Annotated in this window: 22 protein-coding genes, 4 tRNA genes and 1 pseudogene; 11 read left to right on the top strand and 16 right to left on the bottom strand. The window is 61.7% G+C overall.

The window, feature by feature from the left end; genetic code table 11:
* The first annotated feature begins 123 nt into the window (after positions 1–123).
* Together TU79_RS12675 and sugE are read left to right on the top strand one after the other, a co-directional pair.
* Complete coding sequence (locus TU79_RS12675; RefSeq protein WP_057008295.1) at positions 124–1,089, top strand: bile acid:sodium symporter family protein; 966 nt, start codon at positions 124–126, stop codon at positions 1,087–1,089.
* A 107-nt stretch (positions 1,090–1,196) separates the two neighbouring features.
* Positions 1,197–1,511 carry a quaternary ammonium compound efflux SMR transporter SugE gene (gene sugE / locus TU79_RS12680; RefSeq protein WP_015371673.1) on the top strand — a complete coding sequence of 105 codons (315 nt, stop codon included), beginning with the start codon at positions 1,197–1,199 and terminating at the stop codon, positions 1,509–1,511.
* Between the two features lie 102 nt (positions 1,512–1,613).
* On the opposite strand, the gene TU79_RS12685 is transcribed toward sugE, so the two are convergent.
* From TU79_RS12685 to TU79_RS12695, 3 genes are all read right to left on the bottom strand, one after another.
* Complete coding sequence (locus TU79_RS12685) at positions 1,614–3,488, bottom strand: MFS transporter (RefSeq protein ID WP_057008296.1); 1,875 nt, start codon at positions 3,486–3,488, stop codon at positions 1,614–1,616.
* 58 nt (positions 3,489–3,546) lie between these two features.
* Positions 3,547–4,695 carry a TDT family transporter gene (locus TU79_RS12690; RefSeq protein WP_057008297.1) on the bottom strand — a complete coding sequence of 383 codons (1,149 nt, stop codon included), beginning with the start codon at positions 4,693–4,695 and terminating at the stop codon, positions 3,547–3,549.
* 77 nt (positions 4,696–4,772) lie between these two features.
* On the bottom strand, positions 4,773–5,972 hold the full coding sequence (locus TU79_RS12695) for an MFS transporter (RefSeq protein ID WP_057008298.1): 1,200 nt from the start codon (positions 5,970–5,972) through the stop codon (positions 4,773–4,775).
* Between the two features lie 91 nt (positions 5,973–6,063).
* Here TU79_RS12695 and TU79_RS12700 point away from each other — a divergent pair, with 91 nt between their 5' ends.
* Positions 6,064–6,603: a TetR/AcrR family transcriptional regulator gene (locus TU79_RS12700; RefSeq protein WP_082638485.1), complete on the top strand. Its 540-nt coding sequence runs from the start codon at positions 6,064–6,066 to the stop codon at positions 6,601–6,603.
* A 73-nt stretch (positions 6,604–6,676) separates the two neighbouring features.
* On the opposite strand, the gene TU79_RS12705 is transcribed toward TU79_RS12700, so the two are convergent.
* The 3 genes from TU79_RS12705 to TU79_RS12715 form a co-directional block, all read right to left on the bottom strand.
* On the bottom strand, positions 6,677–7,456 hold the full coding sequence (locus TU79_RS12705; protein ID WP_057008300.1) for an ABC transporter permease: 780 nt from the start codon (positions 7,454–7,456) through the stop codon (positions 6,677–6,679).
* Positions 7,453–8,385: an ABC transporter ATP-binding protein gene (locus TU79_RS12710; RefSeq protein ID WP_057008301.1), complete on the bottom strand. Its 933-nt coding sequence runs from the start codon at positions 8,383–8,385 to the stop codon at positions 7,453–7,455. The genes TU79_RS12705 and TU79_RS12710 overlap by 4 nt, the downstream gene beginning before the upstream one ends.
* A gap of 135 nt (positions 8,386–8,520) precedes the next feature.
* The gene (locus TU79_RS12715; RefSeq protein WP_057008302.1) at positions 8,521–9,138 is read right to left on the bottom strand and encodes a glutathione S-transferase family protein; all 618 of its coding nucleotides are present in this window, start codon (positions 9,136–9,138) and stop codon (positions 8,521–8,523) included.
* Positions 9,139–9,415: 277 nt separating this feature from the next.
* Here TU79_RS12715 and TU79_RS12720 point away from each other — a divergent pair, with 277 nt between their 5' ends.
* From TU79_RS12720 to TU79_RS12730, 3 genes are all read left to right on the top strand, one after another.
* Positions 9,416–11,863 (top strand): acyl-CoA dehydrogenase, encoded by a 2,448-nt coding sequence (locus tag TU79_RS12720; protein WP_057008303.1) that lies wholly within the window; start codon positions 9,416–9,418, stop codon positions 11,861–11,863.
* A 75-nt stretch (positions 11,864–11,938) separates the two neighbouring features.
* Positions 11,939–12,346: a PA2817 family protein gene (locus TU79_RS12725; protein ID WP_003237131.1), complete on the top strand. Its 408-nt coding sequence runs from the start codon at positions 11,939–11,941 to the stop codon at positions 12,344–12,346.
* A gap of 149 nt (positions 12,347–12,495) precedes the next feature.
* Positions 12,496–14,235: a dipeptidase gene (locus TU79_RS12730; RefSeq protein WP_057008304.1), complete on the top strand. Its 1,740-nt coding sequence runs from the start codon at positions 12,496–12,498 to the stop codon at positions 14,233–14,235.
* Between the two features lie 60 nt (positions 14,236–14,295).
* On the opposite strand, the gene gltS is transcribed toward TU79_RS12730, so the two are convergent.
* The 5 genes from gltS to TU79_RS12755 form a co-directional block, all read right to left on the bottom strand.
* Positions 14,296–15,507, bottom strand: a complete 1,212-nt coding sequence (gltS, locus tag TU79_RS12735; protein WP_057008305.1) for a sodium/glutamate symporter — start codon at positions 15,505–15,507, stop codon at positions 14,296–14,298.
* 240 nt (positions 15,508–15,747) lie between these two features.
* A tRNA-Gly gene (locus tag TU79_RS12740) sits at positions 15,748–15,823 on the bottom strand.
* A 3-nt stretch (positions 15,824–15,826) separates the two neighbouring features.
* Positions 15,827–15,902, bottom strand: a tRNA-Glu gene (locus TU79_RS12745).
* A 105-nt stretch (positions 15,903–16,007) separates the two neighbouring features.
* Positions 16,008–16,083: transfer RNA gene (locus TU79_RS12750), tRNA-Gly, on the bottom strand.
* 3 nt (positions 16,084–16,086) lie between these two features.
* Positions 16,087–16,162: transfer RNA gene (locus tag TU79_RS12755), tRNA-Glu, on the bottom strand.
* A 370-nt stretch (positions 16,163–16,532) separates the two neighbouring features.
* Here TU79_RS12755 and TU79_RS12760 point away from each other — a divergent pair.
* Positions 16,533–17,291: a hypothetical protein gene (locus TU79_RS12760; RefSeq protein ID WP_057008306.1), complete on the top strand. Its 759-nt coding sequence runs from the start codon at positions 16,533–16,535 to the stop codon at positions 17,289–17,291.
* A gap of 228 nt (positions 17,292–17,519) precedes the next feature.
* Positions 17,520–18,332, top strand: a complete 813-nt coding sequence (locus tag TU79_RS12765) for an alpha/beta fold hydrolase (RefSeq protein WP_057008307.1) — start codon at positions 17,520–17,522, stop codon at positions 18,330–18,332.
* Positions 18,333–18,368: 36 nt separating this feature from the next.
* Here the strand turns inward: TU79_RS12765 and TU79_RS26920 are convergent, their stop codons facing one another.
* From TU79_RS26920 to TU79_RS12780, 4 genes and pseudogenes are all read right to left on the bottom strand, one after another.
* Positions 18,369–19,286 (bottom strand): methyl-accepting chemotaxis protein, encoded by a 918-nt coding sequence (locus TU79_RS26920; RefSeq protein ID WP_428839033.1) that lies wholly within the window; start codon positions 19,284–19,286, stop codon positions 18,369–18,371.
* A pseudogene (locus TU79_RS26925) lies at positions 19,275–20,336 on the bottom strand (HAMP domain-containing protein); the annotation flags it as partial. The gene TU79_RS26920 and the pseudogene TU79_RS26925, both read right to left, overlap by 12 nt.
* A gap of 113 nt (positions 20,337–20,449) precedes the next feature.
* Positions 20,450–21,862 (bottom strand): aminotransferase-like domain-containing protein, encoded by a 1,413-nt coding sequence (locus TU79_RS12775; protein ID WP_057008309.1) that lies wholly within the window; start codon positions 21,860–21,862, stop codon positions 20,450–20,452.
* Between the two features lie 201 nt (positions 21,863–22,063).
* Positions 22,064–22,825 carry an SDR family oxidoreductase gene (locus TU79_RS12780; protein ID WP_057008310.1) on the bottom strand — a complete coding sequence of 254 codons (762 nt, stop codon included), beginning with the start codon at positions 22,823–22,825 and terminating at the stop codon, positions 22,064–22,066.
* Between the two features lie 228 nt (positions 22,826–23,053).
* On the opposite strand from TU79_RS12780, the gene TU79_RS12785 reads away from it, so the two are divergent.
* Positions 23,054–24,061: an NADP-dependent oxidoreductase gene (locus TU79_RS12785; RefSeq protein WP_057008311.1), complete on the top strand. Its 1,008-nt coding sequence runs from the start codon at positions 23,054–23,056 to the stop codon at positions 24,059–24,061.
* Between the two features lie 70 nt (positions 24,062–24,131).
* Here TU79_RS12785 and pyrF read toward each other — a convergent pair whose 3' ends face one another.
* Positions 24,132–24,830, bottom strand: coding sequence for an orotidine-5'-phosphate decarboxylase (gene pyrF, locus TU79_RS12790; protein WP_057008312.1), 699 nt, complete (start codon positions 24,828–24,830; stop codon positions 24,132–24,134).
* Positions 24,831–25,077: 247 nt separating this feature from the next.
* On the opposite strand from pyrF, the gene TU79_RS12795 reads away from it, so the two are divergent.
* Both TU79_RS12795 and TU79_RS12800 read left to right on the top strand, forming a co-directional pair.
* Positions 25,078–25,839: a response regulator gene (locus TU79_RS12795; RefSeq protein WP_057008313.1), complete on the top strand. Its 762-nt coding sequence runs from the start codon at positions 25,078–25,080 to the stop codon at positions 25,837–25,839.
* On the top strand, positions 25,839–26,873 hold the full coding sequence (locus TU79_RS12800; protein ID WP_057008314.1) for a sensor histidine kinase: 1,035 nt from the start codon (positions 25,839–25,841) through the stop codon (positions 26,871–26,873). Before TU79_RS12795 ends, TU79_RS12800 begins: the two co-directional genes overlap by 1 nt.
* Positions 26,874–26,877 lie beyond the last annotated feature (4 nt).

Here is a 26,877-nt window from a genome sequence, read left to right on the forward strand (position 1 = left end):
AAGATCAAAAAGCGGTGGATCAATCAGCAACTCTATTGACTGGCACACCGCCTTCGCGAGCAAGCCCGTTCCCACATTTGATGTGTGTTTACACTTCAAGAATCCAATAACCAGGACATCCCCATGCGCGCACTCGCCTCCCTGAGCCGCTTCGTCGGCAATACCTTCGCTTACTGGGTGTTGATTTTTGCGGTGCTCGCCTTCCTCGAACCCGGCTGGTTCATCGGCCTGAAAAGCGCCATCGTCCCGCTGCTGGGCCTGGTGATGTTCGGCATGGGGCTGACCCTGAAACTCGAAGACTTCGCCGAGGTCGCCCGCCACCCGTGGCGCGTGGCCCTGGGCGTGGTTGCGCACTTCGTGATCATGCCGGGCGTGGCCTGGTTGCTGTGCCAGGCCTTCAACCTGCCGCCGGAAATTGCCGTCGGCGTGATCCTGGTCGGCTGCTGCCCGAGCGGCACCTCGTCCAACGTGATGACCTGGCTGGCCCGGGGCGACCTGGCGTTGTCGGTAGCAATTGCCGCCGTCACCACCCTCCTCGCGCCGCTGCTCACGCCCGCGTTGATCTGGCTGCTGGCCTCGGCCTGGCTGCCGGTGTCGTTCATGGAGCTGTTCTGGTCGATCCTGCAAGTGGTGCTGCTGCCGATCGTGCTTGGCGTGGTGGCGCAACGCGTGCTCGGCGCGCGGGTGCGCCATGCGGTGGACGTGCTGCCACTGGTGTCCGTGATCAGTATCGTGATCATCGTCGCCGCAGTGGTGGCTGCCAGCCAGGCGAAAATCGCCGAGTCTGGCCTGCTGATCATGGCCGTGGTGATGCTGCACAACAGTTTCGGCTACCTGCTGGGCTACTTCACCGGACGTGTGTTCAAGCTGCCGCTGGCGCAACGCAAATCGCTGGCCCTGGAAGTGGGCATGCAGAATTCCGGGCTGGGCGCGGCATTGGCCAGCGCACACTTTTCGCCACTGGCGGCGGTGCCGAGCGCATTGTTCAGCGTCTGGCACAATATTTCCGGGGCGTTGCTGTCGACCTACTTCCGGCGCATGAGCGAGAAGGAAGACCGTCGCGCGCTGGAGAACGCGCCGCAAACTTGATCGTTCGATCAATCTTCGGCACTCTACCGAGCTTCGCGGGGACGACCTCGCGACGCTGTCAAAGCGCCGAATCCGGGGACGACCCCGCCTGAGAAAGCGAGGTCATCATGTCCTGGATCATCCTGTTTTTTGCCGGCCTGTTTGAAGTGGGCTGGGCCGTGGGTTTGAAGTACACCGACGGTTTCAGCAAGCCACTGCCCACCGCCCTGACGATTGCCGCCATGGCCATCAGCCTCGGCCTGCTGGGCCTGGCCATGAAGGAGCTGCCGCTGGGCACTGCCTACGCCATCTGGACCGGCGTGGGTGCGGTGGGCACAGTGATTGCCGGGATTGTTCTGTTTGGGGAATCCATGGCGCTGTTCCGATTGGCGAGTGTAGCGTTGATTATCTGCGGGCTCATTGGCCTCAAGATCTCCACCTAAGCCACTGCCGCTATCGGGAGCAAGCCAGCTCCCACACTTGGAATGCATTTCAAATGTGGGAGCTGGCTGGCCTTCGATGAGGCCCTCACTGCCGACACACAACTACCTGATACTCCCGCGCAACCCACCCACCACCGCCTGCAAATGCGCCGGCGTCGCTGACTCGATCAATACCGGCTCGCCCGCCACCAGCACCACCCGCGACCAGATGCGATGGAAGAATCCCTTGTGCGGATCCCGGCTGAAAAAACTGCCCCACAACCCCTGCAGCGCCATCGGAATCACCGGCACCGGCGTCTCCTCGAGAATGCGCGTCAGCCCACCGCGAAACTCATTCATCTCGCCGTCAGACGTCAACTTGCCCTCGGGGAAGATGCACACCAGTTCGCCCTCTTGCAGATACCGGGCAATGCGTGTGAAGGCCTTTTCATAGATTTGGATATCTTCATGCCGCCCGGCAATCGGAATCGCCCCGGCGGTGCGGAAGATGAAGTTCAGCACCGGCAGCCGGTAGATCTTGTAATACATCACGAACCGGATCGGCCGACGCACCGCACCGCCGATTAACAGCGCATCAACAAACGACACGTGGTTGCACACCAGCAAGGCGGCGCCCTCGTCCGGGATCTGTTCCAGATGGCGATGCTCCACGCGGTACATGGAATGGCTGAGCAGCCAGATCATGAAGCGCATGGTGAACTCGGGGACGATCCTGAAGATGTAGGTATTGACCGCAATATTGAGCAGCGACACCACCAGGAACAATTCGGGAATCGACAGCTTGGCCACGCTCAGCAGCAGGATCGACACGATGGCCGATACCACCATGAACAACGCATTGAGAATATTGTTGGCGGCAATTACCCGTGCACGTTCGTTTTCGGCGGTGCGCGACTGGATCAGCGCATACAGCGGCACGATGTAGAAACCACCGAACACGCCCAGGCCGAGAATATCGAGCAACACCCACCACGCCTGGCCGTAGCCGAGCACGGCCAGCCAATCATTGGGCTGAACGTTCTGCGGGAAACCGCCGGAATGCCACCACAGCAGCAGGCCGAACACCGTCAACCCGAACGAGCCGAACGGCACCAGACCGATCTCCACCTTACGCCCGGAGAGTTTTTCGCAGAGCATCGAGCCCAGCGCGATGCCCACCGAGAATACCGTGAGGATCAGCGTCACCACGGTTTCGTCGCCGTACAGCCACTCCTTGGCGTAGGCCGGAATCTGCGTAAGGTAAATCGCCCCGACAAACCAGAACCATGAGTTACCGACGATCGAGCGCGACACCGCCGGCGTCTGCCCAAGCCCCATGCGCAAGGTGGCCCACGACTGGGTGAAAATGTTCCAGTCCAGGCGCAAGTGCGGGGTGGACGCCGCCGCTCGTGGAATGCTGCGGCTGGCCAGATAGCCCAGCACCGCCACGCCGACAATCGCGGTGGCCACCAAGGGTGCGTAATGGGCGGATGACATCATGATGCCCGCACCAATGGTGCCGGCGAGGATCGCGAGGAAGGTGCCCATCTCCACCAGTCCGTTGCCGCCCACAAGCTCATCGTCGTGCAAGGCCTGGGGCATGATCGAATACTTCACCGGACCGAACAGCGCCGAGTGCGTGCCCATGGCAAACAGCGCCAGCAACATCAGCTCGAGGTGATTGATCAGCAAGCCGGTGGCGCCCACGGCCATGATCACGATTTCGCCGATCTTGATCGCGCGGATCAACGCATCCTTGTTGAATTTCTCGCCAAACTGCCCGGCCAGCGCCGAAAACAGGAAGAACGGCAGGATAAACAGCAAGGCGCAGAGATTGACCCAGATCGAGCGATCACCGTCGAGGGTCAGCTTGTAGAGAATCGCCAGAATCAGCGATTGCTTGAAGATATTGTCATTGAACGCGCCCAGCAACTGGGTGATGAAAAACGGCAGAAAACGCCGAGTGCGCAGCAAGGTGAATTGTGAGGGGTGGCTCATCGTCCGTGTTCCTGCGTGGCCTGTTATCGAGTCAGGCCACGACTTTACCTAACTCCGCCTACTTATTCGCTAACCCTGCAATACAAGGTGAAACAAAAAGCTCACCTTTATAGGCGCCCTGCACGGTACGCCTGGCCACGATCAGCCACATCAGCGCTAACGCCACCACCAGCACGCTGCCGAACACGCTGAAAAACTGCAGGTGCAGCAGATTCGCCAGCTTCAGCGTTGCCAGCGCATACACCCCCAAAGGAAAGGTAAAGCCCCACCAACCGAGGTTGAACGGAATGCCGGCGCGCAGATAACGCAGGGTGATCAACACGGCGATCAACATCCACCACAAACCGAAACCCCACAGCGTTATGCCCGCCACCAGGCCCAGGCCGTTCGCCATCTCGCCGACCCCGGGCAACCCGTTGCTGGCAAAAATCGCTGGCGCATCGCCGCCCAGCAGCAACATGCCCAGTGCGCCGGTGCCGATAGGCCCGAGCGCCAGCCAACTCGACGCGGCCATGTTGGCGTGGGGCAGTTTATGCAGGGCCATGCGCAGCATGAGGATGGTCAGGATGCTGAACGCCACCGGCAGGGAAAACGCCCACAACACATAGCTGGTCACCAGCATCACCCACTGCGAATGGGCATCCGCCAGGTGCGGCGCCAGCAGCCCACCGCTCGCCGCCGCGACTTCAGCGGCGACCACCGGCAACAGCCAGACGGCCGTCATCTGGTCGATGCTGTGCTCCTGGCGGGTGAACATCATGAATGGGATCAATACGCCGCAGGCCAGGGCCATCGCCACATCGAGCCACCAGATGACTTCAGCCAGCGCGATCACGTCGCCGCCCCAGCGCGGCAGGCCGAACACCAGCAGGCCGTTGAGAATGGTCGCCAGCCCCATGGGGATCGTGCCGAAGAACATCGACACCGTGGAGTGCCCGAAAATGCGCCGCGCCTCATGGAAAAACATCACCCAGCGCGCGGCATACAACACGCTGAACAGGATGAACAGGCCGATGGTGAACAGCCATAACCCTTCACCCAGCGTGCGCAGCGCGGGCAGGTTGACCGGCAATTGGGCCAGGGCCAGCGCGAGCACGCCGGTGCCCATGGTGGCGGCGAACCAGTTGGGGGTGAACTGGCGAATCACTTCCCGGGGGCGGGTCAGGTGGCTGAACGGCTTGTAACTGATGGTATTCGGACAGGTCATGCTGGCGATCCTCTTCCTCGTATGAGGTTGAGCCCATGGTAGAACCTGATCGAATATCTATATAACGGGTAATATCTCTAACTGTTATCTGTTTTACCAATATACACCGACTGCCGGCTCTGCCACATCAGCGCAGCCAGGGCGCCCAACGCCAGCAGGATCAGCACCGCGCCATAACCGTCGGTGGTCGCGATCAAGCCAAAACGTCGAATCAGGTTTCCCGCCAATAACGACGGCAAACAGAACGCCAAGTAACTCAGCACATAAAATGCCGACATCAAGCCCGCCCGCTCATGGGGCAAGGCCAGCGGTACCACACTGCGCAAGGCGCCCAGAAAGCCTGCGCCAAAACCGCTGCCGGCGATCAGGGTGGCAATGAAAAACAGTGGAAGGCTGGCGCTATGCACCGCCGTAAGAATCAGGGCCACGCCGATGGCCAGCAACCCGGCGCCCAGGCGCAGCACCTTGTCCGCGGGTCGATTGCGCAGGGTGAGGATCATCAGCGCGCCACTCAAGGTCAGCACCGCCACCAGGCCTCCACCGATCAGGTTGGACGTCGAGCCGGTGGCCGCCCGCACCAGCGACGGCGCCAGGGAGAGATAGAACCCGCCCATCGCCCACACCACCACATCCACCGGCAACGACAGCCACAACGCCCGGCGTGCCTGAGGCGGCACATGCAGGGTCGGACGCAACGAGGCCAATGCACCCGGGATACGGCTGACGCTTTCCGGCAGACGCCACACATAAACGGCCTGCAATACCATCAGCAGCAACAATGTGCAGTAGATCAACTGGGTCGGCAGCGGCGCGAACTCCACCAGCAAGCTGCTGCCCATCGCCCCACACGCCATGCCCAGCAGCGGCGCCACACTGTTGACCAACGGGCCCTGCTGGCGGTCGCTGTCGAGCAACGCCGCGCCCAACACCGCGGTGGCCATGCCGGTGGCAAACCCTTGCAGGGTGCGCGCAGCAATCAGCCAGGCCACACTGCCTTCATTGATAAACAGCAACATCGCCAGCATATTCAGGACCAGCGCGGCAAAAATCACCGGCTTGCGTCCGAGGTAGTCCGACAACGAACCCACGGTCAGCAACGCGGCCAGCAGGCTCAAGGCGTACACCCCGAAGATCAGTGTGAGCATGCCCGCCGAAAAATGCAGACCTTCCTGATAGAGGTGATACAGCGGCGTCGGCGCACTGGAAGCGGCCAGGAACGTCAGCAAGGTGATCGCGAGGAACACCAGGCTGGGACGATGAGAGGTGGAACTGGACATGGGCACGCTCCGTTAAAGCTAATATTTTGCTTTTGCGGAGTGTGCTACCGGCTGGCTCTTAAAGCAAATTCTTTGTGTTAAGGTCGCAACCATGGTGATAAAAGAAGGCCTCCGCCCGGGGGGCCGTAGTGCCCGGGTACAAGAATCCGTACATTCGGCGGCGCGTGAACTGCTGGAAACCCATGAGCGTTCCAGTGTGACGGTACCGATGATCGCCGCCCGCGCAGGTGTCACGCCCTCGACCATCTACCGGCGTTGGGGTGACCTTGGCGTGCTGCTCGCGGATGTGGCCCTGGCCCGCCTGCGCCCGGACAGTGAGCCGGCCAACACCGGCAGCCTTCGCGGCGATTTGCAGGCCTGGGCCGAGCAGTATCTGGATGAGATGAGCTCCGAGCCAGGGCGCGACATGATGCGCGACCTGCAATGCAGCATGACCCCGGGCCACTGCGTGAGCATCCTCAGCGGGCAGCTTCAAGCGATTGTCGATCGCTATCCCGACAGCAACCCACCGAGCGTGGCCCACTTGATCAATCTGATCGCGGCGCCGACGGTCTTTCGGATTCTGTTTTCAACTGCGCCGCTGACCGTGCAGGAACTGCACGCACTGATCGAACTGGCATTGAAAAAGTAGAGGCCCTACCCAAATCCAAATGTGGGAGGGGGCTTGCCCCCTCCCACATTTTTGGCCCAGTTAAGGTCAGCAGTTATGTACGCATCCCGCGCCCGCTCACCAGCAACCGCGCGCAACCGATATACAGAACAATCGTGGCCACGATCATGAAGGTGATCGCCACGCTGATCCTGATATCCGAAACCCCCAGGATGCCGTAGCGGAAAGCATTGACCATGTGCAGCACCGGGTTGGCCAGCGACACGGTCTGCCAGAATGGCGGCAGCAGGGTAATGGAGTAGAACACCCCGCCCAGGTAGGTCAGCGGCGTGAGCACGAAGGTCGGGATGATGGAGATATCATCGAAATTGCGTGCAAACACTGCGTTGATAAACCCCAGCAGCGAAAAGATCGTCGCCGTCAGTACCACCACCAGAATGGTGACACCCAGGTGGTGCACCTGCAGGTGAGTGAAGAACAGCGACAGCAGGGTCACGATCACGCCGACCATCAAGCCGCGCAGCACGCCGCCTGCGGTGTAGCCGATCAGGATGGTGTGCGGCGACACCGGCGACACCATCAGCTCCTCGATGGAGCGCTGGAATTTGCTGCCGAAGAAGCTCGAGACCACGTTGCCGTAGGAGTTGGTGATCACCGACATCATGATCAGGCCCGGCACGATGTACTCCATGTAGGTGAAACCACCCATGTCACCGATCTGCCGACCGATCAGGTTACCGAAGATCACGAAGTACAGAACCATGGTGATCGCCGGCGGCAGCAGCGTCTGCGGCCAGATCCGGGTGAAGCGCTTCACTTCGCGATAGACGATGGTTTGCAGCGCGACGAGGTTGGGTTGCAGTTCGGAACTCATACCGCCACCTTCGCCAGATTTTTCTCCACCAGGGACACGAACAACTCCTCAAGGCGATTGGTTTTATTACGCAGGCTCAGCACTTCGATGTTCTGGGTCGCCAACTGCGTGAACAGCGCGGTGATGCCCATGGCCTTGTCCACCTGAACTTCCAGGGTGCGACTGTCCACCAGGCGGCTCGGGTAGCCCAGCAACTGCGGCGGCGCCGACAGCGGGTTCTTCAGGTCGAGCAGGAACGTTTCCACATGCAGTTGGCCCAGCAGATTACGCATGCTGGTGTTCTCGACGATGGTGCCGTGGTCGATGATGCCGATGTTGCGACACAGCTGCTCGGCCTCTTCCAGGTAGTGAGTGGTGAGGATGATGGTGATGCCCTTCTCGTTCAATTCGGTGAGGAAGGTCCACATGGAGCGGCGCAGTTCGATGTCCACACCGGCAGTGGGCTCATCGAGGATCAGCAGGCGCGGCTCATGCACCAGCGCGCGGGCGATCATCAGACGGCGTTTCATGCCACCGGACAGCGAGCGCGACGGCACGTCACGTTTGTCCCACAGGCCCAGTTGGGTCAGGTACTGCTCGGCGCGTTCCTTGGCGACTTTCGACGGGATGCCGTAGTAACCGGCCTGGGTGACGACAATGTCGAAGGTCTTTTCGAACTGGTTGAAGTTGAACTCCTGGGGCACCACGCCGATGGAACGCTTGAGCGCCGCCGGGGACTTGTCCAGGTCGTGGCCGAAGATATTCACCGTGCCGCTGGTCTTGTTGACCAGGGTGGAGAGAATACCGATGGTGGTGGATTTGCCGGCCCCGTTGGGGCCAAGCAAGGCGAAGAAGTCACCTTCGGCAACGTCCAGATCGATACCACTCAAGGCCTGGAAACCGTTGCCGTAGGTTTTGGTTAGCTGCCGGATGGACAGAGCGGAACTCATATCGGATTACGCACCAAAAGAAGGGAATGGAAAGGGTAGATGAAGGCGCACCGCAGGTAGTTCAACCGGGGTGCATGGCGGGCATGGTGAGTGCCCGCGTCACACAAGTACAGTCAACCGCATTGATAGTGGGTATTAAGTCAACGCGGTCATTACGGCCTTGCGGTAGGCCGGACGCTGTTGCAGGCGCTGGTACCAGGCCTCCAGGTGCGACATTGCCGGGCGCTCGATGGGCATCTCGAACCAGGCGTAGATGAAGCAGCCTAGGGGAATATCGCCCATGCCGAACGCGTTGCCGGACAGATAAGGTTGCCCGGCGAGCGCTTGCTCAACGGTGTTGAGTGCATCGATACAGGCCTGGCGCCCGGCGTTGATGCTGTCCGGGTTTCGTTTTTCCGGCGCAGTGCGCACGATGCCCCAGAACACCGCTTTGAACGGATCGGCCAGGGTCGAGGTGGTCCAGTCCATCCATTTTTCCGCGTTGGCGCGGGCTTGCAGGTCAGCCGGGTAAAATTCCGAAGCGTGTTTGGCGCATAGGTAGCGCACGATGGTGTTGGATTCCCACAGCACAAAGTCGCCGTCTTCGATCATCGGCACCCGGCCGTTGGGGTTCAACGCCCGGTATTGCGGCGTGTCGACGATCCCGAACGCCCCGCCTGCATCAATCGCCTCGTAGTCCAGGCCGAGTTCCTCGGCGCACCACAGCGCTTTCCTGACGTTGGACGAATTTTTACGACCCCAGATCTTCAGCATGACCGCTCCCTGATTGGGTGAATGGACAACATGTGGTAATGGAAACCGCAGCATACGACGCCTGGGCCGCGAACCGGTACTGGATGACTGCCAGGTCAGATAAATCCGCATCAGTTCCGGTATGTTTTCATACGAACTCCCCCTTCCTGTGACGGTCACTACCCAGTGAGCGACTGGAACTGTCTTGAACACGTGGTAACACCTTGATCACCGCGCTTGCTCGCATGCCGACTAAGCTCCCTGGTGATTTCGCCCCTGGTTTCACGGAGGATTGAATATGCTGTTGTTGTGGATACTGGTGCTGGTGGTCGGCATTGCCTACCTGGCACACCGCCGCGTCGCCCCCCTGCCCGCCCTGGGCGTGGTTGCCGTTTACCTGCTGGCGATGGGCGCCTGGAGCCACGCGCCGGGTTGGCTGCTGCTGGTCTTCTGGGTGTTGATCGCTCTGGTGGCCGCGCCCCTGCTGCTGCCCGACCTGCGCCGCCAATACTTCACAAAACCACTCTTCAGCTGGTTCCAGAAAGTCTTGCCGCCAATGTCCGAAACCGAGCGTGACGCGATTGACGCGGGCACGGTGTGGTGGGACGGTGAACTGTTCAGCGGTCGCCCCGATTGGGACAAGTTGCTGGCCTACCCCAAGGTAAAACTGACCGAAGAAGAGCAGGCATTTATCGACGGCCCCACCGAAGAACTCTGCGCCATGGTCAGCGACTGGGAAATCGGCCAGGCCATGGACCTGCCGCCCGCCGCCTGGGAGCACATCAAGACCCACGGTTTCTTCGCGCTGATCATTCCCAAGGAGTACGGCGGCAAGGGCTTTTCCGCCTACGCCCACTCCCAGGTGGCGATGAAGCTCGCCACCCGCAGTGGCGACCTCGCGTCCACCGTAATGGTGCCCAACTCCCTGGGCCCGGCCGAACTGCTGCTGCACTACGGCACTGACGAACAGCGCAACCACTACCTGCCGCGCCTGGCGCGCGGCGATGACATCCCGTGCTTCGCCCTCACCGGCCCGCTGGCCGGCTCCGATGCGGGCGCCATGCCCGACACCGGGGTGATCTGCAAAGGTGAATGGGAAGGTCAGGAAACCCTCGGCCTGCGCCTGAACTGGGAGAAGCGCTACATCACCCTCGGCCCGGTCGCGACCCTGCTGGGCCTGGCCTTCAAGGCCCATGACCCGGATCACCTGCTGGGCGAGGAAGAAGACCTCGGCATCAGCCTCGCGCTGATTCCCACCGACACCCCGGGCGTGGACATCGGCCGTCGCCACCTGCCGCTGGGGGCTGCGTTCATGAACGGGCCCAACTCGGGCAAGGACGTGTTCATTCCCCTGGAATACCTCATCGGGGGTCAGGAGATGCTCGGCAAGGGCTGGATGATGCTGATGAACTGCCTGTCGGTGGGCCGCTCGATCTCGTTGCCGGCCGTCGGCACCGGTGCTGCCAAGTTCACCAGCCTGGTCACCGGCCAGTACGCCCAGGTGCGCGAACAGTTCAACGTGCCGCTGTCGGCGTTCGAAGGTATCCAGGAGTCCCTGGCACGCATCGGCGGTAACGCCTGGTTGATGGACAGCGCGCGGATGCTCACCGCCAACGCCGTCGACCTGGGCGAGAAGCCCTCGGTGCTGTCGGCGATCCTCAAGTACCACCTGACCGAACGTGGCCGCGAGTGCATCACCCACGCCATGGACGTGCACGGCGGCAAGGGCATCATCATGGGCCCCAACAACTACCTGGGCCGCAGCTGGCAGGGCGCGCCGATTTTCATCACGGTGGAAGGCGCCAACATCCTCTCGCGCAACCTGATGATCTTCGGCCAGGGCGCGATTCGCTGCCACCCGTTCGTGCTCAAGGAAATGGCGCTGGCCGGGCGTGAAGACCGTGACCAGGCCCTCAAGGAATTTGACGGCCTGCTGATGCAGCACATCGGTTTTGCCGTCAGCAACGCCGCCAGCACCCTGGTGCTGAACCTCGGCCTTGGCCACTTCGAGAAAGCCCCGGGCAACCGCCTGAGCCAGGGTTATTTTCGCGCCCTGAACCGTCAGGCGGCGGCCTTCGCACTGCTTGCCGACTTGAGCATGATGCTGCTCGGTGGCGAGCTCAAACGCCGCGAACGCCTGTCCGCGCGCCTGGGCGACGTGCTGAGCCATATGTACCTGGCCTCGGCGGCGCTCAAGCGTTACCACGACCTGGATTCACCGGCTCACCTGGAGCCGTTGTTTGCCTGGGCCATGGAAGAAAGCCTCGGCGAGTCGGAGCGTGCGCTGGATGAATTGCTGAGCAACTTCCCGAACAAGGTGCTGGGCTGCCTGTTGCGAGTGATCGTGTTCCCATTCGGACGGCGCCATACCGGGCCGTCCGATGCATTGGATGCCGAAGTGGCCGCAGTCATTGGCCGCGCCAAGGGCGACCCGACGCTTGAAGAGCTTCTGGCCGGCTGCTACCGCCCGCAATCGGCGCAGGATCCAGTCGGCGCCCTGCAGCATGCCTACGACCTGCTCGTCGCCAGCCATCCGCTGCAAAAGAAACTGCACAGCGCGTTGAAAAGCGGCCAGGTCAAACCGACTGCCGGCGAACACGCCATCGACGCCGCCTTGCAAGCGGGCGTGCTGCAACCGGCCGAAGCGCAGACCCTGCGTGACGCCGAAGCGGCGCGACGCAAGGTGATCGACGTGGATGATTTCAGCAAGGAAGAGCTGACCCAGGCCGAAGGCAAGGTCCGCTGATACCGGCGGTCATATAATTACGGGCGCTTGAGCTATATACTCTCGCGCCCGTTTTTGCTTTAGAGGACTTATCGCGTGTCCAACGTCGTTGCCGATCATCTCGTCCTGCTCGACCACCTGCGCAGTATCCTGGTTGCCGTCGGCGAAGCCGAACAAGTGCCCGAGGAAAGCCACACCCTGTTTCTGGAGCGCTTCGACGAACTGCGCGCCCTGCTGCCGATCGACCCGATCGAAAGCCAGTACCTGGGCCAGGACCTCATGAGCCAGGTCATCCTGCGCTACCCGCAAATCGCCCACCTGGTGCCACGCGACCTGCTGTGGTTCTTCGGCGGCGACTGCCTGCACTTCATGCCCGACGAAGAACTGGACCTGTACCAGGCGCTCGAAGAACGTCGTCATGAAGCCGAGCTGAACGACGAACCGTTCGACTGGAACCAGGAAAAGCAGCTGCTGGCCATGCCGGACGACCAGAGCAAGCACTGATTGTCGCAAGTCTGATAAACCCGATGTGGGAGCAAAAACCTCCCACACTTTTGAGCGCACGGCGCGCCTGAGTGATGGTAATGTGTGGAAATGTTTCTGACAGTTCGGTCAGAAACGTCACTAATACCTGCAAAGGAATGCGACTCTCCATGCACTTTCCACTCAAGCAACTGGCCGTTGCGACCCTCCTGGCCGCCAGCCTTTCGGGCGTCACCCCCTCCGCTTTTGCCAACATCACTCCCGAGCAAAGTGCCGCGATCCTGAAAAATTTCAGCGAAACGCCGGCCACTGATTTCCGCAGTTTCCTCGCTGCCCTGAATAAAGATGACCTGGGCAAGACCATTGACACAGGTCCGGCGATCAACGCGTTTCTCGACAACAAACCCCTCACCGCCGACCAACAAAACGAAATCCACCGCCTGCTCGGCATCTACACCCGCGTGAAATACGGCAAGGCCGCTCTCGAAACCCTGCGCGAGCTGGTAGAGATTCCAACCTTCAACGTCGACGGTCTGCCGCAGTACAAAAACCCCGAATTTCTCAAGATCGCCGACAGGATCCAGGCGCTGGCCAAGTCGTTCAACCTCACCTTCCGTAACGTTGACAACCGGGTGTACGAGATCTCCCTGGAAGGCAGTGGTGATGAGCTGGTGGGCATCCATGCCCACGCCGACGTGGTCCCGGTGACGCCGGAGAATTGGGTGCTCAAGGACGGCACCCGGCTTGACCCGTTCAAGGTCACGCTGATCGGTGACCGCATGTACGGCCGTGGTACCGAGGATGACAAGAACGGCATCGTGGTGGCGATGTACGCGATGAAAGTGATCAAGGAAGAAAAACTGCCGCTGGCGCGCACCTTCAAGTTGTTGGTGGACACCACTGAAGAAACTGCCGGCGATGCCATCCCCTACTACTTCGCGCGTAACCCGGTGCCGCAATACAACCTGGCACTGGACGGTGGCTACCCGGTGGTGATTGCCGAGAAAGGCTCGGGCACCGTCATGGCCACGTTCCCGGTACGCAAGGGCGACGGCAGCGGCGCAGAAATCATCTCGATGACCGGCGGCAAGGCCACCAACCAGATTCCGTCAGCGTCGGTGGCCACGCTGGTCAGCGATACACCTGCAGAACTGGCCGCCGCCCTGCAGCAGGCCGGCACTGAATACGCCAAGCGCAACGGTGGTGATTTCCAGGTGAGCGCCAAGGTCGACGGCAAGGACGTCAAGCTCACCGTCACGGGCGTGTCTGCCCATTCCTCGGCACCGCAGTCCGGGGTCAATCCGGTGGCGCGCATGCTGGAGTTGATCCATAGCGTCGACGGCAAGATCGCGCTCAAGCACAACCACATCACCGACGCCGCGCGGTACGCATCCGACAACTGGGGCCTGGATTACCTGGGTGGCAAGCTGGGGGTGGGCTTTTCCGATGCGTTCATGGGGCCGCTGACCACCTCGCTGACCTTCGTCAGCCAGGACGACAAGGCTTTCAAGCTGGCGGTGAATCTGCGCGCGCCGAAAGGCAAATCACCGGAGGCGCTCAAGGCGCAGATCGAGCAGAAGCTGAACGCCTGGAACGCTCATGCCAAGGTCAACGTGAGTTTCACCTGCTCGCTCGACACGCCGATGTACCGCAACCCCGAAGGTGAGTGGGTAAAAGCCTTGCTGGCGGTGTCCACCGAGAACCTCGGCATGGCGCACACGTTCGGCACCTCAGCCGGCGCCACGTCCGTGCACGATCTGCCCAATGGCGTGCAATTTGGTCTGGCGCGCCCGGAAACCAAGTACACCGGGCACACCGACGGCGAATTCAAGACTGTCGACCAGTTCCTGCTGGACCTGCAGATCGTGACTGAAATGATGGGCCGCATAGGCCAGTTGCCGAAGCTCTGATAAATAAAAACGCCGATCAATCATGATCGGCGTTTTTGTCAGCGACGTAGTGAGCCCCCCTCACCCGCCCGCGCCCAGGAACGGCAGCGCCAGATACAGCTTGATCACCACCGCGTTGGTGATGTCGATGAAAAACGCGCCCACCATCGGCACCACCAGAAAAGCGATCTGCGAGGGCCCGAAGCGTTGAGTCACCGCCTGCATATTGGCAATCGCAGTGGGCGTGGCGCCCAGGCCGAACCCGCAGTGCCCCGCCGCCAATACCGCCGCATCGTAATTGCGGCCCATCACGCGGAAGGTCACGAATAGTGCGAACAACGCCATCAACAGCGCCTGTGCCGCCAGCAGAATCACAATCGGCAAGGCCAGCGCAGCCAGATCCCACAGTTTGAGCGACATCAAGGCAATCGCCAGGAACAACGACAGGCTGACATTGCCCAGCAGCGACACCTCACGTTCGAACACCTGGTGCCAACCCAGCGCCGACAGGCCGTTGCGCAATACCACGCCCACGAACAGCACACAGACGAAGGTTGGCAACTCGAAAGACGTGCCCTGGATCACCCCACTGAGAAAGGTGCCAACCTGCAGGCTTATCGCCAGCAGCGCCAAGGTCTCGATAAACGACGACGAGGTAATCATCCGTTCACGATGGGGCTGCTCAAAGCCTTTGGGCAGGCGCGGCAACGCCAGCTCGACACCAGGCACCTGGACCCGCTTGATCAGCAGCCGCGCCACTGGCCCACCGATCAAGCCGCCCAGTACCAGGCCAAAGGTCGCCGACGCCATCGCCAGCTCGGAGGCCGAGGCCACGCCGTACTTGTCGCTGAATACCGCGCCCCAGGCCGCACCTGTGCCGTGCCCACCGGACAGGGTGATGGAGCCAGCCAGCAAGCCCATCAGTGGGTCGAGCCCGAGCACCTTGGCCAACGCGATGCCCATGGCATTTTGCAGCACCAGCAGGCCCGTCACCACCAACAGGAAAATGCCGAGTATGCGCCCCCCTGTCTTCAGGCTGGCGAAGTCCGCATTCAGGCCAATGGTGGCGAAAAACGCCAGCATCAAAGGCGCTTGCAGCGATGCATCGAAGCGAACTTCAACACCCGCCATTAAACGCAACACCACCAATAGCGCGGCCACCAGTAACCCACCGGCCACCGGCTCGGGAATGCTGTAGGTACGTAAAAAACCGATGCGAGCCACCAGCCAGCGCCCCAGCAACAGCACCAGGGAGGCGGCGACCAGAGTCGAATAAAAGTCGAGTTGAAACATCCGGGCAGCTCTCTGAAGTGAACGGGGAGAATGGGCCCGCCAGAGTAGAGATACAGACACCCGGGCACAGCCACCCGAAGCGAAGTACAGAATATTCTTATGCACTTCACAAAAAACCCTACAGGCTGGGTAAGTTTTTCGCTTTCTAACCCGCCAGAGAGCAGCGGGCCGGGATGCATCCGATCAAAAAACGCACAAACAAAAACGCCGATCATTTCTGATCGGCGTTTTCGTTGAATATGGAGCGGGAAACGAGACTCGAACTCGCGACCCCGACCTTGGCAAGGTCGTGCTCTACCAACTGAGCTATTCCCGCAAATGGCGTCCCCTAGGGGACTCGAACCCCTGTTACCGCCGTGAAAGGGCGGTGTCCTAGGCCACTAGACGAAGGGGACACGCTACTGAAACACATGGTGTGTATTTCAGTGCCCAGAGGCCGCATCCGAAGACGTGGCCCTGGTTTCACTCAGTGCCGCCCGAGAGCAACACTGCTTAAAAACTGGAGCGGGAAACGAGACTCGAACTCGCGACCCCGACCTTGGCAAGGTCGTGCTCTACCAACTGAGCTATTCCCGCATATGGCGTCCCCTAGGGGACTCGAACCCCTGTTACCGCCGTGAAAGGGCGGTGTCCTAGGCCACTAGACGAAGGGGACACACGTACAACATTCACTCCCTACCGCGTTTGGCTGTGTGCTTTACGCTGTAAGTGGCGCGCATTCTATGGATGGATTGAAAGGTCGTCAACCCCCAAGGATAAATTTATTTAAATCAATGACTTCCCCCGTGTTTACGCGCCTGCACGGGCGTTGCGCCGCCCTGCAACCCGGCGCCTATATTCTGGCGCCCGACAAGGCGCTATAGTTCGCTCCAACAGGTGATGGCAATGTGCGCCCATTCATCCAACGCTATACCTATATAGAAGAAGGTACCTGGGCAACTGGTCGAACAGTCCTATCCGCCGGATGGCCCAGTCACTACACTCACAGCAAACCCTATTAAGAGGTCACGCCGGTGACACCACTCATGATCACCCTGCTGGTAGTAGTCGGGATCGTAATATTGATCGCCATTGGCTACATGAACCACGTGGTGGAAAACAACAAGCTGGAAAAGAAACGCACCGAGATCGAACTCAACGACCGGCTGCGTCGCTGCGGCGAAATCACCGAGACCTTCCCCGGCCAGTTGATGACCCCGGCGCTCAAGCTGTTGCTCACCCGCCTGGAACTCAATGTCAACCAGCGCCTGCTCAACCTCAACAGGTCCAGCGCGGCGCTCAAGGCACGGATCAGCGAACTCGATGCGCTGATCGCCCAGGGCGAGTCGATCCCGGTCGCCAACCCGCCCGCCCCTATCCAGACCGAAGCCAAGGCCAAGGACGTGCGCTTCCTTCTCGAAGCCCTGCACGGCCAGGTCACCCGTGCTGCCCAGGACGGCTTCCTGCCGGCCAACGAAGCCAAGCACTGGATTCGCGAAATTCGTCACATCCTGGTGCTGCTGCACATCGAGTTCTTCAACAACCTTGGCCAGCACGCATTGCTGCAAGGCCAACCAGGCCAGGCACGCCTGGCCTTCGAGCGCGGCGTGCAATACCTGCGCAAACAACCGGAACCGGTGCTCTACAGCACCCAACTGAAAATGCTCGAATCCCAACTGGCCCGCGCCAACTCCACCGTCCTGACCAACAGCCAGCCCGCCGAAGACGAAGTCAACGAACTGACCGAAGGCCTGAAAGTCGACGACGCCGATGCAGCGTGGAAGAAGAAGGCAATCTACGACTGATCCGCTATTGATCTCGATCCAGGGCGCCCCGTCAACCACGCGGGCCGAACACAGGCTTGAATCCTTGGGTAACCTGGCAGGGCACCGGGTTACCCAAGCATTCAAGCAGAGGCACCCCACGAATTATCCCCCGTAAAAGCCCGCGCAGTGCCATCACTTTGCACCTATCCCCCCGCTCCCGACTAGCGTAAAAAAGTCCTCCTAACTCCTGCCAGCCAGAGGCCCCACATGCCTGTCGCCATAATTGATGGACAACCCCTCCACTACCTCGACCAGGGCGCCGGCCCCGTCGTTCTGCTGGGCTCCAGCTACCTCTGGGACCACACCATGTGGGCACCACAGATCGAAGCCCTGTCGCAGCAATATCGCGTCATCGTCCCCGAGCTATGGGGCCACGGCGAATCGGGCACGCTGCCGCCGCAAACCCAGTCCCTCGACGACCTGGCACGCCAGACCCTGGCCCTGCTGGACCAGCTGGAAATCCCCCAGGTCAACCTCGTCGGCCTGTCCGTCGGCGGCATGTGGGGCGCGCGCCTGGCATTGCGCGCCCCGGAGCGCATCAACAGCGTGGTGCTGATGGACACCTACCTCGGTGCCGAACCGGAAGCCACCCGCCAGTACTATTTCTCATTGTTCAAGATGATCGAAGACGCCGGCGCCATTCCCGAGCCATTGCTGGATGTGGTCGCGCCGATCTTCTTTCGTGCCGATATCGACCGCGAATCCGCGCTTTACCAGGGTTTTCGCAGCGCCCTTCAGGCCTTCTCCAAAGAACGCCTGGTGCACAGCATCGTGCCCCTGGGCCGCCTGATCTTCAGCCGTGAAGACATCCTGCAGCAGCTGCCGCGCCTGGATGCCGATACCACCCTGGTGATGTGCGGCGAGCAGGACAAACCGCGCCCACCGGCCGAGTCCGCCGAAATGGCCGAGCTGATCGGCTGCGCCCTGACGCTGATTCCCGATGCGGGGCATATTTCCAGTCGGGAGAACCCGGATTTCGTCAATGAAGCGCTGCTGACGTTCCTCGCCAACCACGCCTGACGGCCCTCCCCCTGTGATCGCCGTGCTGCGCGGCGATCACAGGCGAAAATGCCCCACCATGCCCTTGAGTTCGGCCCCCAACTGCGCCAGCTGGATGCTCGACGCAGCGTTGCCCTGCATGCTCAATGCCGACTGATCGGCACTCGCCCGGATGCTGGTGACGCTGCGGTTGATCTCTTCGGCCACCGAGCTTTGCTCCTCGGCGGCAGCGGCAATCTGCTGGTTCATCTGCTGGATCAAGGACACGGCCGTCGCGATGCTGCCCAGAGCACTTTCGGTTTCCAGCGCGTCACTCACCGCCAGCTTCACCAGTTCGCCACTCTGCTGGATCTGCTGCACCGACGACTGCGCCGCATTGCGCAAGGTACTCACCAGCCGCTCGATTTCTTCCGTCGATTGCTGGGTGCGTTTAGCCAACGCCCGCACCTCGTCGGCCACCACCGCAAAACCTCGCCCCTGCTCACCGGCGCGGGCGGCTTCGATGGCCGCGTTCAAGGCCAGCAGATTGGTCTGCTCGGCCACGCTCTTGATCACGCTCAGCACCGTGCCAATGTGCTGGATCTCGGCACTGAGACTATCGATACTCGCGCTGGCACTGGTACTGGAGGTGGCGAGCAATTCGATGCGCTGCAGGCTCTGGCGCACCACCTGCTGGCCACTGTCGACCTTCTCGTCCGCGGTCTGCGCAGCGTGCGCGGCCTCCTCGGCATTGCGCGCCACGTCATGTACGGTGGCGGTCATCTGGTTCATCGCCGTGGCGACCTGCTCGGTCTCTTCCTTCTGGCTGCTGACTTCGATGTTGGTCTGCTCGGTAACGCGGGACAACGACTGCGCCGAACTGGCCAGTTGCTCGATGCCGGCCTGCAGCCCGCTGACCATCTGGCTCAGGCCATTACCCATCTGCTGCATCGCCTGCATCAACTGGCCGATTTCATCGCGGCGGCTGACGTCCATACGCCCGGTCAGGTCGCCGGCCGCAATCTGCCGGGCCACCGCGATCACGCTGCGCAGCGGCGCGACGATCAAACGGGTAATCAGCCACGCCGCCATCAGCCCCACCAGCAATGCCAACGCGGACGAGCCGATGATCAGCAGTGTGCTTTTGAGCAACTGCGCCTGCATCGACTGATCTTCGGCGTCATATGCCTGGTTGACCCGGCTGACCACCTGATCGGCGCGCTCATGCAATTGTTTGTAGACCCCTTTTTCCTGGGCCAGCAGGTCGGTGTATTCACCGAGTTTTTCACTGAACGCGGCGATATGCCCGGAGACTTCATTGAGTACGGTCTGATAGCCGGCGTCCTTGACCGACGTTTTCAGTTGCTCGACCTGCGCCAGCGCCTGCTCGGCCTGTTCGATCCTGCCCTGCTCGGCGTCCTCGGCATCCGCGCGGCGGCTCTGGTCCAAACGCAGCCGGGCTTCGTTCATCGCCTGCAGCATCAAGCGCGATACCTGGCTGATCTGCCCCGCCTGCTCGATCAGCTCGACGCCTTCCCGGCCCTGGCTTTCCTTGAGGCCTTCGGCGCCGTCGTCCGCGAGGCCCGACTGCAACACATCAAGGTTATTGGCCACGCTGGACACCGACCAACTGGCCATTTCCAGCGCCAGGTCCTTGGTCTGGGTCAGTTCGACAAACTCGTCGAACGCCTTGCGATAGGCGCCGAGGGCTTGCTCGACATCGGTCATCACCGGCCCATTGGCCGCCGACTGCGCCTTGAGACTGGCCGCCAGCGCGGCCAGTGCATCGACACTTTCATGGAGGGCATCCACCGCCTTGGGGTCGGCGTGCAGCGCGTAGTCCTGCTCGATCAGACGCACCTTGAGCAAGCCGTCGTTGAGCGCCGACATACGCTTGAGCCCATCGAAACGCTGGCCCACGGTGTGCAGGGACCCAACACCAATCGCAGCCACCAGCGCCGTCAGCAGCAGTACCAGCGCAAAACCCAAGCCCAGCTTCTTCGCCATACCGAGGTTGGCGAAACGTCGTTGCACGCTCGAAATCATTGCACTTGCCCCTCCAGCAATGGCGGATGCCACACGCCCGGTTAATCAGCAGCGAGATTGGCAACCACAGGGCCCCGAACACAAGTCGTTGACGCCACAATAATGGCAAAAAGCTACGTACTGGTCGTTTTCAGAATGGTCGAGGTCGATCTGGCCGGCCCCATTGCGCGAAATAATGCCAGCGCCCGCTCATCCCCAGCATAGGCCACATTGATGCGCAGCCAATCGCTGGGTTCACCCGCCGGGTTGAACAGCGCGCCTGGCGTCAACAACACACCCAATCGCCGAGCACAGGCCTGCATACGCGATGGGTCCCCCAGCCGTGGTCGCGCCCACAGGAACATGCCGCCAGCGGGCACGGTAAACACCTGCCATTCTTCGTCTTCCAGCACCTGCAGGGTGGCGACCATCTGCGCGTTCAGGCGCTTGCGCAGGCGTTGCGCCCACTTGCGGTAAGTGCCGTTGGCCAGCAGCGTCGCCACGACGGCTTCGGCAAAACGCGAGGTGCCGATGCCCGTCAGCGTCTTGAGGTGGGTCAATTGCGCAATGAGCGAGGCGCCCGCGCTCAGATAGCCCACCCGCAAGGCGCTGCTCAGGGTCTTGGAAAAGCTCGATACATAGATGACGCGATCAGCATGGGCCATCGCCGCCAGGCGTGTGCAACTGGCATGTTGCAGGTCGCCGTAGACGTCCTCCTCGATGATCAGGAAGTCGTTACAGCATGCAAGCGCCAGCAAGCGTTCGGCCACGTCGCGGCTCAGGCTGGAGCCGGTGGGGTTGTGATAGAGGCTGCTGGTGAACAGGCACTTGGGCCGATGACGTTGCAGCAGCGCTTCGAGCGCCGGAATATCCGGACCGCAACCGGTGCGGGGCACCTCCAGCCGTCTGACGCCGTGAAACGCCAATTGACGGTAAAGGTTGCCATAGCCCGGCGTCTCGACCACCACCGTATCCCCGGCCTTGAGCAGCGTGCGGATGAGCAGGTCCTGGGCATGGCTGGCACCGTGGGTGGTGAGAATGCACTCCAGGTTGCTGCTCACCTGAATCTGGTTCAGACGCTTGAGCAATTGCTCGCGCAACGCCGGCAACCCCAGGGGCGTGCTGTAGTTGAACAGGCCGGCGGTGTCGGTACGGCTGACTTCGCGGATCGCGTAACTGAGGTCATCGCTTTCACGCCAGTCGTCCGGCAACCAGCCGCAGCCCAGTTTCAGCTCACCCAGGGGGCTGTCGGTGAAGGCGCCCCACTCGCGTTCCGCCCCCTCGTGCCAGGGCGGTTCGTAAAACACTGGCGGCGGCGCCACCACAAACCCGGAGCCTTTGCTGGAAGCCAGCAGCCCCTGAGCTACCAGCCGCTCCAGAGCCTCGACCACGTTTGACTGGCTAAGCAGGTTGTCGAGGGCCAATTGCCGGATGGAGGGCAGGCGCGTGCCGGGGCTCACTCCATTACTGCGGATCCACTCGGCCACCGCGCTGACGATTTGCTGCACCACCGGTACAAGGGCTTGTCGATCAATCCCTAAATCCATGAGCCACTCACTTGAACTGTCAGTTAATCAACCGGAGCAGTTAAGCACAGAAGCCCCTTCAAGCCTTTTTTGAATTCTTATTAAAGTATTGATTTTATTGAATTATTTACCTGATGACACACATTCGACAAAGCGTTCGTCCGTTCTGGAAACGCCCCACAACCACCCCCGGCGTTTTCGAATGGCGTGTGGCATCGCGTCCTAGATCGCCGTCGCGCCACCGTCCACCGCCAAGGCTTGGCCCGTGGTAAAGGCCGCGCCATCACTGCACAGGTACAACACGGCGCTGGCAATTTCCTCCACCTTGCCGATGCGCCCCACCGGATGCATGGCTGCGGCAAACTCGGCTTTGCGTGGGTCGGCTTCCCACGCGCGGCGAAACATGTCGGTGTCGATCACCGCTGGGCACACCGCGTTGACGCGGATTTTCTTTTTCGCGTACTCAATCGCCGCCGACTTCGTCAGGCCGATCACGGCGTGCTTGGAGGCCGCATAAATGCTCATCTTCGGCGCCGCGCCCAGCCCGGCCACCGACGCGGTATTAACGATTGCCCCGCCGCCCTGGGCCAGCAGCAGCGGCAACTGGTGCTTCATGCACAGCCACACGCCCTTGACGTTGACCCCCATGATCGCGTCGAACTCATCCAGGCTACCGTCGGCCAGCTTGCCCTTCTCGATTTCGATCCCGGCATTATTAAAGGCGTAATCCAGCCGGCCGTAGGCGGCGATGGTGTGCGCCATCAATTGCTGCACCTCTTCTTCGAGGGTGACGTTGCAGCGCACAAACACGGCTTCACCACCGGCCTGACGAATCAGCGTAACCGTCCCCTCGCCGCCCGCCACATCCAGATCAGCCACCACCACCTGCAAGCCTTCAGCGGCAAACGCCAGCGCAGTGGCGCGGCCGATACCGGCGGCGGCGCCGGTCACCAGGGCAACCTGGCCGGAAAATGTCATGCTCATGGCAAAGATCCTGTGGGAGAGGTAACCGTAGGCCGAGTCTAGCCAAGGGCAGGCCTGGCGCGTCAGCACTATCAAAAGCCCGGTTGTGGCTGCATGAATCGCAGTGATAACTGCACCGGCAGCACTATCATTCTGGTCTATCGGCGAGCATTCGCATGTCTGGCAAACACTTGCATTCACGCCCTCGCAGGTCTATCACTCGGGGTTCATTTCTCAAGAGTCCCTGCCATGACTGACCAGACCAACCGCCAGTTCCTGCTTGCCAAACGCCCGGTCGGCGCGGCCACGCGTGACACCTTCACCTATCAGGAAGTCCCGGTGGGCAAGCCTGGCGACGGGCAGGTACTGGTGCACAACGAATACCTGTCCCTGGACCCGGCGATGCGTGGCTGGATGAATGAGGGCAAGTCCTACATTCCGCCGGTCGGCATTGGTGAAGTGATGCGCGCGCTGGGCGTGGGCAAGGTGATTGCCTCGAACAATCCGACATTTGCCGTCGGCGATTACGTGAATGGCGCGCTGGGTGTGCAGGACTACTTCGTTGGCGAGCCGCGTGGCTTCTACAAGGTCGACCCGTCCCTGGCTCCCTTGCCGCGCTACCTGTCGGCCCTGGGCATGACCGGCATGACCGCCTACTTCGCGCTGCTGGACACCGGTGCGCCCAAGGCCGGCGAAACCGTGGTGATCTCGGGCGCCGCCGGCGCGGTGGGCAGCATTGCCGGGCAGATCGCCAAGCTCAAGGGCTGCCGTGTGATCGGCATCGCCGGTGGCGCCGACAAGTGCAGGTTCCTGGTGGATGAACTCGGCTTCGACGCGGCCATCGACTACAAAAGCGAAGACGTGCCTGCCGCCCTCAAGCGCGAGTGCCCCAAAGGCGTGGACGTGTACTTCGATAACGTCGGCGGCGATATTCTCGATGCCGTCCTCAGCCGCCTGGCGCTGAAAGCGCGGGTGGTGATTTGCGGCGCCATCAGCCAGTACAACAACAAGGAAGCGGTGAAAGGACCGGCCAACTACCTGTCATTGCTGGTCAATCGCGCGCGCATGGAAGGCTTCGTGGTGATGGACCATGCCGCCAACTTTGCCGCCGCCGGGCAGGAAATGGCCGGCTGGATGGCTCAGGGCAAGCTCAAGAGCAAGGAGGATATCGTCGAGGGGCTGGAGACATTCCCCGAGACCTTGATGAAGCTGTTCAATGGCGAGAACTTCGGCAAGCTGGTGCTCAAGGTCAGTTGAGACACTCACTCTGAGACCTGAGTACACCGGTGGGAGGGAGCAAGCCCCCTCCCACATTTTCTTTTGTGTATCAGGCGATCTCAGCGACGACCGCTGCCAGCGCCTTGGCCGGATCGGCGGCCTGGCTGATCGGACGGCCGATGACCAGGTAGTCCGAGCCCGCGTCCAAAGCCTGGCGCGGGGTGAGGATGCGCCGCTGGTCGTCCTGCGCGCTGCCTGCCGGACGAATCCCCGGTGTCACGAGTTGCAGCGACGGGTGCGCCGTCTTCAGCGCCTGGGCTTCCAGGGCCGAGCAGACCAAACCATCGAGCCCGGCTTTTTGCGCCAGGGCCGCCAGGCGCAGCACTTGCTCCTGAGGCTCGATATCCAGGCCGATGCCGGCCAGGTCTTCACGCTCCATGCTGGTGAGGACGGTCACGCCGATCAACAGCGGTTTGGCGCCGCTGCGCTGTTCCAGCACTTCACGGCACGCGCTCATCATGCGCAGGCCGCCGGAGCAGTGCACATTGACCATCCACACGCCCATCTCGGCCGCCGCCTTGACCGCCATGGCGGTGGTGTTGGGAATGTCGTGGAATTTCAGGTCGAGGAACACTTCGAAACCCTTGTCGCGCAGGGTGCCGACGATATCTGCCGCACAACTGGTGAACAGTTCCTTGCCGACCTTGACCCGGCAAAGCCTGGGGTCCAACTGGTCGGCCAGCTGCAGTGCGGCTTCACGGGTAGGGTAATCCAGGGCGACGATGATAGGCGTCTGGCAGACGGTCATTGGCATGGGCTCTCAGGCAAGTCGAAATCGGCGCGGATTGTAGCGCAAGCGACGCCGTTGCGGGATCCGGTGATCGGTAAATACCGACGGTCCGGTTTTTTGGTATTTGTGTCGGCGCCGATACATTCACGACATGCCCTCAACACGCCCCGGCGCTAGCCTCGCGCCCACGACCGACCGCCCAGCGCTTCCAGCCAGGGGGCTGGGCGCCTATGCTGAGCGAACCCACCAGGCAGATGACCGCACTATGCAGACCCCCTCCACCGTAAACAACGGGCCCAAAGACGCGGTCATTGCCGATGACAAGCGCTGGAACACCCGCGCCCTGATTGTCGATGACGATGTGCCGATCCGCGAACTGCTGATCGATTACCTGGCGCGTTTCAATATTCTCGCCACCGGCGTCAATGACGGCACCGCGATGCGTGTGGCCATGCAGGCCGGCACCTTCGATGTGGTGGTGCTCGACCTGATGCTGCCGGGTGAGGACGGCCTGTCGTTGTGCCGCTGGCTGCGCGCCGAGTCGGACATTCCGATCCTGATGCTGACCGCGCGCTGCGAGCCCACCGACCGCATCATCGGCCTGGAGCTGGGCGCCGACGATTACATGTCCAAGCCATTCGAGCCTCGGGAGCTGGTGGCGCGTATCCAGACCATCCTGCGCCGGGTGCGCGATGACCGCACCGAGCAGCGCGCGAATATCCGCTTCGACAACTGGCGCCTCAACAGCGTGCTGCGCCAGCTGGTGGCCGACGATGGCCTGGTGGTGCCGCTGTCCAACGCCGAGTTCCGCCTGCTGTGGGTGTTCATCGAACGTCCGCGTCGCGTACTCAGTCGCGAGCAGTTGCTGGACGCTGCGCGCGGTCGCTCCATCGAGGCCTTCGACCGCAGCATCGACCTGCTGGTGTCACGCCTGCGCCAGAAACTGGGCGACGACCCGAAAGCGCCGCAATTGATCAAGACCGTACGCGGTGAAGGCTACCTGTTCGACGCACGGGATATCGGCTGATGCGCAACGCTTTCAACACGCTGTTCGGGCGGCTGTTCGGCGTGTTGCTGGTGGCGATTGTGCTGGCCCATGGGCTGACGATCTTCTGGTTTCACCACTACGGCCCGCCCCCGCCCACCGGCGACCTGTACGTGCAGATGGCCGATGGCAGTTTCATCCCCGTGCACAAGAAGCACCAACGCCCGTGGTTTGGCGGCCCGGTCGTGCCGCTGACGTTTCAGGTCATCACGCTGATCATCGCCGCGTGGTACGGCGCCAAACTGCTGAGCCGGCCGATCCAGCGCCTGAGCGACGCGGCCGAACGCCTGAGCCTGGACCTCGACAGCCCGCCGCTCAACGAGTCCGGCCCTCGCGAGGCGCGACAGGCAGCCTCGACCTTCAACCTCATGCAACGCCGCATTCGCGAGCAGGTCAGTCAGCGCGCGCGCATGCTCGGCGCCGTGTCCCATGACCTGCGCACACCGCTGTCGCGCCTCAAGCTGCGCCTGGAACAGATCGAAGACACGCGTCTGCAAGGCCAGATGCGCCAGGACCTGGACGACATGATCGGCATGCTCGACGCCACCTTGAGCTACCTCCACGAACAGCGCACCAGCGAAACCCGGCACTGGCTCGACGTGCAGGCGCTGGTGGAGTCCCTGAGCGAAAACGCCCAGGACCAGGGGTGCGACGTGCAATGTGCGGGTTCATGCACGCCGCTGCAGGTGCAGCCGATGGCCCTGCGTTCGGGCCTCAACAACCTGATCGACAACGCGCTGCGCTACGCCGGCGGCGCACGCGTGGAACTGACGGACAGCCGCGAGGCCCTGGTGATTCGTGTCATCGACCACGGCCCGGGGATCGCGGCGGATCAGCGCGAAGCCGTGTTCGAGCCGTTCTTTCGACTGGAAGGCTCGCGCAACCGCAACTCCGGCGGCGTCGGCCTGGGCATGACGATTGCCAGGGAAGCCGTCGAACGCCTCGGCGGCCATCTGAGCCTGGAGGAAACCCCAGGGGGCGGGTTGACCGCGGTGATGTGGCTGCCTCGGGCTTGAATCC

It is taken from the genome of Pseudomonas trivialis (assembly GCF_001439805.1).
GTDB lineage: Bacteria > Pseudomonadota > Gammaproteobacteria > Pseudomonadales > Pseudomonadaceae > Aquipseudomonas > Aquipseudomonas trivialis.